This is a genomic window from Brasilonema sp. UFV-L1, assembly GCF_012912105.1.
In the GTDB taxonomy this organism is placed as follows: Bacteria; Cyanobacteriota; Cyanobacteriia; order Cyanobacteriales; family Nostocaceae; genus Brasilonema.
On sequence record NZ_QMEA01000219.1, the window covers coordinates 1 to 7,916 of the forward strand.

Consider the following 7,916-nt stretch of genomic DNA (forward strand, 5'->3'; position numbering starts at 1 on the left):
GAGTAAAATTAATGTACATTAACTGTTTTTCTCCCCCATCTTCTCCTACTGCCCCTAATCCCCAGGGAGTGGGGGGAGGTGAGTTCCCCAACTTCCCCATCTTCCTCCACTTCCCCATCTCCCCCTCCTCTTCTATGGTCCAGAAAAAACAGCTCGTTCTACGTCTTCTCGACTGAGGGAATACTTGAAGGCGCGCTGGATATCTTGCCCATCATCTCCAGCTTGGAGATATCGCACGATGATCTGCTCAATATCTAGCCAAAGTTCTGCTTGCCAACTAGGTCGCTGCACGCGCCAGCAATGCAGTTGTTGTTCATCTTGTTGACAACCTTGCTCTCTAAGCCAAGATTCAATTTGCGGGAGAGGATGGTTGTATAAGGGTGTTTCGGGGGAAGGAAGAGACATAATAATTTAAAATTCAAAATTCAAAATTCAAAATTCAAAATTCAAAAAATGCCCTGTGTGTATGCTGCGCGGAGCATAAAATGCCTCCTTTAGGATGCACAAAATTGCAAAAATGCAAACAAAAAATACAAAAATTATCAAAATTCAAAAATAATTTTTAATTTAAGACAGAACGGGCTGGTTGAGAAAGAGTAGCATCGGGTTGGTGTATTGCTGGGGTGTGTTGTAGTTGTGTTTGCAAGGCACCTTGACCACGGGTTAAGCCGATCGCGATCGCTAACAACAAGCAAGCCAAAAATGTCAATCCTAGAATAAACAAAGCAAAAATTTCACCAGCGCTGAGTGGGCGATCGCTGGCGTCAAGGTAAGCTGATTTAGACCAGTTGTAGGCATCAGAAACAGGATGATTCAAGTCGGGGGGTGCTTGGATAACCCCAAAGCGTGAATAGCCAATTTTCAGGTCGTAGCTAAACCGCCGTTCTGGGTTGCTGAGAGTAGCGTACGCCTCATTGAGTTGCTGAAACTTGCCAATCGCCACAGCAGTAGGCAATTTTGTGGTATCTGGATGATAGTGCTTGCTCAGTTCCCGGTAAGCGCGACGGATTTCAATTACCGATGCCCAGGGATGCAGTCCTAGCAGGGAGTAATACGTTGGTTCGCTGCTTTTTGGCATTGCCCCATTCTGATTCACGGCTGTTTCAGTCACTTAGCGATATTTTTCTAATATTCTAAACCGAACCGACCCTCCGCAGCTTAAAACTGTCATGAGTCTGTGATTGGTCGTTGATTTTTTGTTGTCAAAAATGACGACTAACCATTAACGACTGACAATCTTATTTCACTAAATCAGCACGAGGTTTGAAGGTTTCTATTTGCCGTAACTTTTCGTAAAGTTCACGTTCTTGCTGAGTGATATTTTTCGGAGCAACAATTTGAATTTCTACTAATTGGTCACCACGTTCACCATTTTCTTTAGGGTAGCCTTTATTGGCAAGCCGAAAGCGTTGACCTGAACGCACACCAGGGGGGATAGACATTTTTACTGCCCCGTCTAAGGTTGGTGCTTCTATCTGTCCTCCTAAGACTGCTTCTGTGGGAGTGAGTGGTACCTGACAAAGGACATTGTAGCCTTCTATTTTAAATAAATAATGAGGGTTAACTGTAATTTTTAAGTATAAATCTCCACCATTAATACCTTGATTTTTGAGGCGGATGGTTTGACCTGTGACCATACCAGGAGGCATATTGACTTCGAGCGATCGCCCATCTTCCAGGCGAATTCTTTCTGTTCCACCTTTATATGCTTTTTCCAATGGTAGGGTTAATCTGGCTTCTATATCTCGACGAGTGGGGCGAGAATTAACTGTATATTGAACTTTTCTATTTGTGGAACTAAACGGATCGCTTTCCACTCCAGTTGTGGAATTTCCATTTTTGGTATCTTTGCCAACACCTACGCCAATAACTTGATTAATAAAACTATCAAAATCAGGATATCTACCAGGGTCTACTTCTTGATTGCGTGTACGACCGTTATTACGATTCCAGCCGTTCTCTCGTGCTGCGGCTTGTTTATCAAAACCTTTTTGTTTCCAAAAGCGGCTAAATTGGTCGTATTGCGCCCGTTTTGCTGGGTCGGAAAGAACCTCATAAGCTTCTCCGATATCCTTAAATTTTTCCTCTGCTGCTTTGTTTCCTGGATTTAGATCTGGGTGATACTGACGTGCCAACCGTCGATAGTTCTTTTTAATATCTTCATTTGAGGCATCTTTTGTGACTCCCAAAATCTCGTAGTAATCGCGAAAGTTCTGCAAATTTGGCATAGTTCAGTTCTTTATCTTTAACTTTGAACTTTTAATTTTTTAAGGGCTATTCATTAATTATGGACTCAGAATTCAGGAATCAGGAGTCACCAAGTCAGTAATTATTCTCCCCAATACTCGCTTTGCTCTCTACCCCACCTCCCCATTTTCTTATCACCCCAATACTCGCACTTCCCCTGAAGGGGCAATGCGCAAACGTTCTCTACCCCAATAGCTAAAAGTTTTGTTCATTCTAGATTCACCGATTCTGAATTTTTACATTATTAAATTATTAACTAATTACTAATTACTAATGATTAATGACCGAATCCGAATTTGGAATCAACTTCTTTATCTTTGTGTCATCTGTCAAACTTCATCTTTGTTGTTAAGGAATTCCAAAAAATCAATGATCACTCCTCCTGCATTCAAAACGACTTTTTTCTTGTTGTCTGCGCTTTTTGAGTTTTGATTCCTATGCCTGCGGCACGGCTGCGCCTGACAGGAATGGTGAATTGAGGTTGAACGGACACGCTACTTTGTTAGCAGCAAAGCTGACGCTGCCTACGGCACGCTAGCCCCTAAGAGGGGCGCTGCGCAAACGCTAACAAATTCACGCATTCAGAATTCAAAATTTAAAATTAAGAATTCTTTTTTAATAGCGCAGCGAGCAACAAAGAGCATACTTTGAATTTCCTGGAGAGGTGTCCTCCTTATCTTGTGAGTGATTGAGTTTTTTGTTATTTGAAAGTTCCAAAAAAGGTGAGGTTTCCCGCCTTGAAAGTTATAACTCCATTTGCGCAAAATATCTACTAGTAGATGTTACAGCCAATCATCATCCTCATTGTCCCAGTTATCCTGGTAGCTAGGACGCTGGGGCTTGCGTGAATAACCCCTGTCATCGGAGGAACGACCTCCTCTGTTATAGTCTCTGTTATAGTCTCTGTTGTTGTTGTCGTCGTTATAATCTCTGCCATAGTAATCGCGATTATCACGGATGGGACGGTTGTCGGAATAACTATCACGCCTTGCGCGGTTTCCTCCGAGAGTATCGCGGAATGTATCCCTTGGGGGTTCGCGTTCTCGGTCTTTATCGCCGGTGAAGATGTCACGGATAGCACCAAACAAGTCATCCTCTTCATCGTCAACGTAGTACTCGCGCACTTCACGGTTTAGCTCATATAAAGCATCTTGCAAGTCGGCGTAGGCTTGGTCAATACCTCTGTCATCATTTTCTTGCAAACTCTCGCGCAATTCTCGGCAGATGTTATCAATTCTTTGACGACGACTGCGAGCAACTTGCATCCCAAAATCCAATGCGACTTCTCTGAGTTGTCGTTCTGCTTGTATAATCAAAGCTTCAGCACGAGTACGTTTTTCTACCCGTTCTTTACGTTCACGGTCGATTTCGGCGTATCTCTGAGCATCCTGAATTGCTTGCTTGATTTCTCCTTCGCTTAAGGTGGAAGCACCTTGAACTGTGATACTCTGTTCTCTACCTGTGGTTCTATCCAAGGCGGTTACCTGTAGAATCCCGTTAGCATCTATATCAAACGATACTTGAATCTGCGGAATTCCACGTGGTGCTGGTGGAATTCCATACAGTTTAAACCGTCCGAGAGACTTATTATCTGCTGCCATCTCCCGTTCACCTTGGACGACGTGGACTTCCACAGTGTTTTGATTATTTTCTGATGTGGAAAAAATATCAGAGCGACGCACTGGTATAGTGGTATTACGGGGAATGAGCTTTTTCATGACGCCGTTAACAGTTTCTAATCCCAAAGACAGGGGCGTGACATCTAACAGCAAGACATCTTTAAGTTCTCCACCGAGAATACCGGCTTGTATTGCTGCACCGACTGCCACAACTTCATCAGGATTGACGTTTTGGTTGGGTTCTATGCCAATCATTGCTTGTACAAGCCGCTGTACCATTGGCATACGTGTACCACCACCCACTAACACAACTTCATCAATATCTGCAGGTGTCAAACCAGCGTCTTTGAGTGCGCGTTTGACTGGGAGACGCACTCGTCCAAGTAAGTCATCACACAAACCTTCAAACTCTGAACGAGTTAAACGGGTTTCAAGATGTTTAGGGCCTTCTTGATCAGCAGCTATAAACGGTAAATTAATATCGGTGATACTGACTGAGGAAAGTTCGATTTTGGCTTTTTCCGCTGCTTCCATCAAACGTTGTAAAGCTTGGCGATCGCGTCTTAAGTCCACCCCTTCAGTTGACAAAAATTTTTCTGCCAACCAATCGACAACTTGTTTGTCAAAATCATTACCACCGAGTTGCGTGTCTCCACTGGTTGCTCTGACTTCAAAAACCCCATCACCAACGTCTAGAATCGACACGTCAAATGTGCCGCCACCTAAGTCAAAAACTAATATTGTTTCAGTATTACCACGATCTAATCCGTAAGCCAAAGAAGCTGCAGTCGGTTCATTGAGAATTCGCAGCACTTCCAAACCTGCTATTCTGCCAGCATCTCGTGTTGCTTGCCGTTGAGAATCATTAAAATAAGCAGGGACGGTGATCACGACTCCTGTCACTGGGGCACCCAGGTATTTACTGGCATCCTCTGCCAACTTTTTGAGTACCATTGCGGAAATTTCTTCTGGTGCAAAATCTCTATCTAGACGAGGACAAGAAATTTTAATGTTACCAACCTCGTCTTTGCGGATAGTGTATGGAACTCGTTTTGATTCTGGGTTAAGTTCGGCATACCTGCGCCCAATGAAACGTTTAACGGCGAAAAAGGTATCTTGTGGGTTGAGGAGGGTTTGCCGTCGCGCCATTTGCCCAACAACTCTTTCGCCTTCTTTGGTGAAGCCGACTACGGAGGGAGTTGTTCGCATGCCTTCTGCATTGGCAATCACTACCGGCTTGCCACCCTCCATGACGGCAACTACTGAGTTGGTTGTACCCAAGTCAATGCCGACTACCTTGCCCATGCGTTTTTGTTCTCCTATAGTGTCTTATAAATTAAATTTTTAGATCTAATGCTTGATTTATTGTATCTTGCTGTTGAGAGTTACACGTTCATCAGTGTTGAGTCTTGAGTACTGAGTTATGAAGTCCATTTTCGTCATCAATTGAGGGCTTTAACAAGGAGAAAAGCTTTTTTCTCAATGAATCAACAAAGAGAGTACGCAATTTTTTCCTGAACGCCTGAAACTCTGGAGAATGGAAAATCAGAAAATGACTCAAGATTGGGCAATACCAGTCGCACGGCAGTTGCACTCAACAGGGGCTTTGGGATTCCCTCTAGATTAGAGGATAACCTCAGCACAGCGTTGGCTTTTCGGTACTCATCAACTGTTCTGATCAAACAGTGTTCCTCACTAGTTAATTTGTGAATCTAAAGAATCAGCTCAATTGTCACCTTACCTCAATAGCCCGCGATCGCGATCCTTATCTTGCGACTGCTGGACATTTTTTTGTCCAAGAATACATTCGTCAAGAATTTGCTCGATGGGGAAGTGTGGAAATCCACACCTTTAAAGTTGGCAGCAAAACTTGTCAAAACCTCATTTTGAATTTGCCTTCACAAGCGCAATCTCAAAACAGGGATTTACCTCCAATTTTAATTGGTGCCCATTATGATGCTGTTCCTGGAACACCGGGGGCTGATGATAATGCGACAGGTGTAGCAGTCTTGCTGGAATTGGCAAGAATGTTTGCTGCTCAACCAATAAAATATCCCCTGCGACTGGTAGCATTTGATATGGAAGAATATGGCTTATTAGGTAGCACCGAGTATGTTGCTAAACTCAAGCAAGAAGAGCAATCGCTACGCTTAATGATTTCTCTAGAAATGCTTGGATACTGTGTTCAGACTCCAGGTTCTCAAAATTATCCGTCACCTCTGGAACGCTTTTACCCTAATTGTGGTAATTTTATCGCTTTAGTTGGTAATTGGCGGACAATTCGTGACTTAATTTGTATTAGCAGCAGTATTCGTAAAATTGGTGTACCAAGTCAGTGGTTGCCAGTACCTAATAGAGGTTTAATCGTTCCTCAGACAAGACAAAGTGACCATGCACCATTTTGGGATGCAGGTTATCCAGCAATGATGGTAACAGATACAGCATTCATGCGTAACCCAAATTATCATAAATCCAGCGATACTATTGATACTTTAGATTTAGATTTTCTGACTGGTGTTTGCCAAGGTTTGGAAAGTGGTATCGCGAAACTTCGATGAATGTACACTGAGAAAGTGAGAAACTGAGGGAGTGTGGAAAAATATCCTTCGCTCCTCTTTCCCATCATCCCGTACCTTGATTTCACGACTCAAAGAAAACTGCTATACTTTGTTTGTTTATAGCCAGGTTACTTGCGATCGCTCTTGCACCACCTGCTTGTACACATCCTCAGTTTCCTTTGCTAATTTAGACCAACAGAAGCGTCTGTTTAAATCTTCATAAGCGTTATCAATTAACCATTGCCGATAACCTGGATTTTTCAACACTTCCAGAATACCCCAAGCCAAGGAATTTGGGTTATTTGTGTAAGTGACTACGCCTGTTTTCGTGTGTTGTACGACTTCTGGAAATCCACCAGTATCAGAAACAACAACGGGGACGCGAGAGGCAAAGCTTTCTAATGCAACAATACCAAAGGGTTCATAAAGACTGGGGAACACAGCGCAGTCGGCAATTGTTTGAAATTTATCCAAGTACTCATCAGATATAAAACCTGTAAAATAGCACTTGTCCCAAATTCCCATATCCCAAGCTTGTTTTTTGAGATGGTCGGTATTACCGCCACCGATAATGACAAACTTAACGTCACCTCCCATTTCCCACAATACTTTGGGAGCAGCACTCAGCAGTAGAGAGACACCTTTTTCATAAGTCATACGACCGACATAATAAACGATTTTCTCACCATCTTCAGCAAATTGACGGCGAAAATCCAAAGCGTGAAAATCTTGGTGATGCCGTTTTTTTTCTGGTCGGATACCGTTGTAGATAACATCAATTTTATCCCACGGAGCGTGTAACGCCCGCTCTACCTCCCGCCGCATATAGTCAGTGCAAACGATGATTCGCCAAGCGTTGTAAGCAAGAAGTTGTTCTTTGTGATTAATATAATGTTGAATAGCAGTATGAACACCGTTGTAACGTCCGTATTCAGTTGCGTGAATAGTGGCAATCAGGGGGACTTTGAAATTGTGCTTGAGGGCGATCGCCGCATCCCCAACAAGCCAATCATGTGCGTGAACAATATCAAACGGTCCTTCCTCCAGTATCAGCTTACCACCGTGATGCCCAATACTCTCGTTGAGATTAACAACCCAGTGAAAAAAATCATGACTAGGAGCCACAGGCACACGGTGAACCTGTAATCCCTCAACTATCTCATACATTGGTGCATGACCAAACTCCGGTGTAATCAAGTGGATTTCATGTCCTAACTTGACCAATTCTGGATATAACTCTGCCACATGACGAGCAATACCTCCTACTATGCGTGGCGGAAACTCCCAACTTAGTACCAATATCTTCATATACTTCTATAACCAACCCGTTACAAATCTATAATTTTCTAAATTTATCTCAAGATACAAGTTTGAGTACTGTGACATGTCTCAAAATGGAAATTTTTTTGATTTTTTTTACATTCTTAAAGAAGGAGTCAGAAGTCACCTCAGAGAGTCGGGGGAGTGGAGGGAGTGGGGGGAGTCGGTGGAG

Annotated in this window: 6 protein-coding genes; 1 reads left to right on the forward strand and 5 read right to left on the reverse strand. The window is 43.2% G+C overall.

Going from position 1 to position 7,916, the window contains the following annotated elements:
- Positions 1–132: 132 nt before the first annotated feature.
- The 4 genes from DP117_RS32670 to dnaK form a co-directional block, all read right to left on the reverse strand.
- Positions 133–405 (reverse strand): DUF3143 domain-containing protein, encoded by a 273-nt coding sequence (locus DP117_RS32670; RefSeq protein WP_169222321.1) that lies wholly within the window; start codon positions 403–405, stop codon positions 133–135.
- A 157-nt stretch (positions 406–562) separates the two neighbouring features.
- A complete protein-coding gene (locus DP117_RS32675) occupies positions 563–1,078 on the reverse strand; it encodes a J domain-containing protein (RefSeq protein ID WP_169222326.1) in 516 nt (171 codons plus the stop codon).
- Positions 1,079–1,238: 160 nt separating this feature from the next.
- Positions 1,239–2,228 carry a J domain-containing protein gene (locus DP117_RS32680; RefSeq protein ID WP_169222322.1) on the reverse strand — a complete coding sequence of 330 codons (990 nt, stop codon included), beginning with the start codon at positions 2,226–2,228 and terminating at the stop codon, positions 1,239–1,241.
- 801 nt (positions 2,229–3,029) lie between these two features.
- Entirely contained in the window at positions 3,030–5,171 is a 2,142-nt protein-coding gene (gene dnaK / locus DP117_RS32685; RefSeq protein ID WP_169222323.1) for a molecular chaperone DnaK, read from the reverse strand.
- Between the two features lie 401 nt (positions 5,172–5,572).
- Between dnaK and DP117_RS32690 the strand changes: the two genes are divergently transcribed.
- Positions 5,573–6,424 (forward strand): M20/M25/M40 family metallo-hydrolase, encoded by an 852-nt coding sequence (locus tag DP117_RS32690; protein ID WP_169222324.1) that lies wholly within the window; start codon positions 5,573–5,575, stop codon positions 6,422–6,424.
- A 117-nt stretch (positions 6,425–6,541) separates the two neighbouring features.
- On the opposite strand, the gene DP117_RS32695 is transcribed toward DP117_RS32690, so the two are convergent.
- Complete coding sequence (locus DP117_RS32695) at positions 6,542–7,732, reverse strand: glycosyltransferase family 4 protein (protein ID WP_169222325.1); 1,191 nt, start codon at positions 7,730–7,732, stop codon at positions 6,542–6,544.
- Between the last annotated feature and the right edge of the window lie 184 nt (positions 7,733–7,916).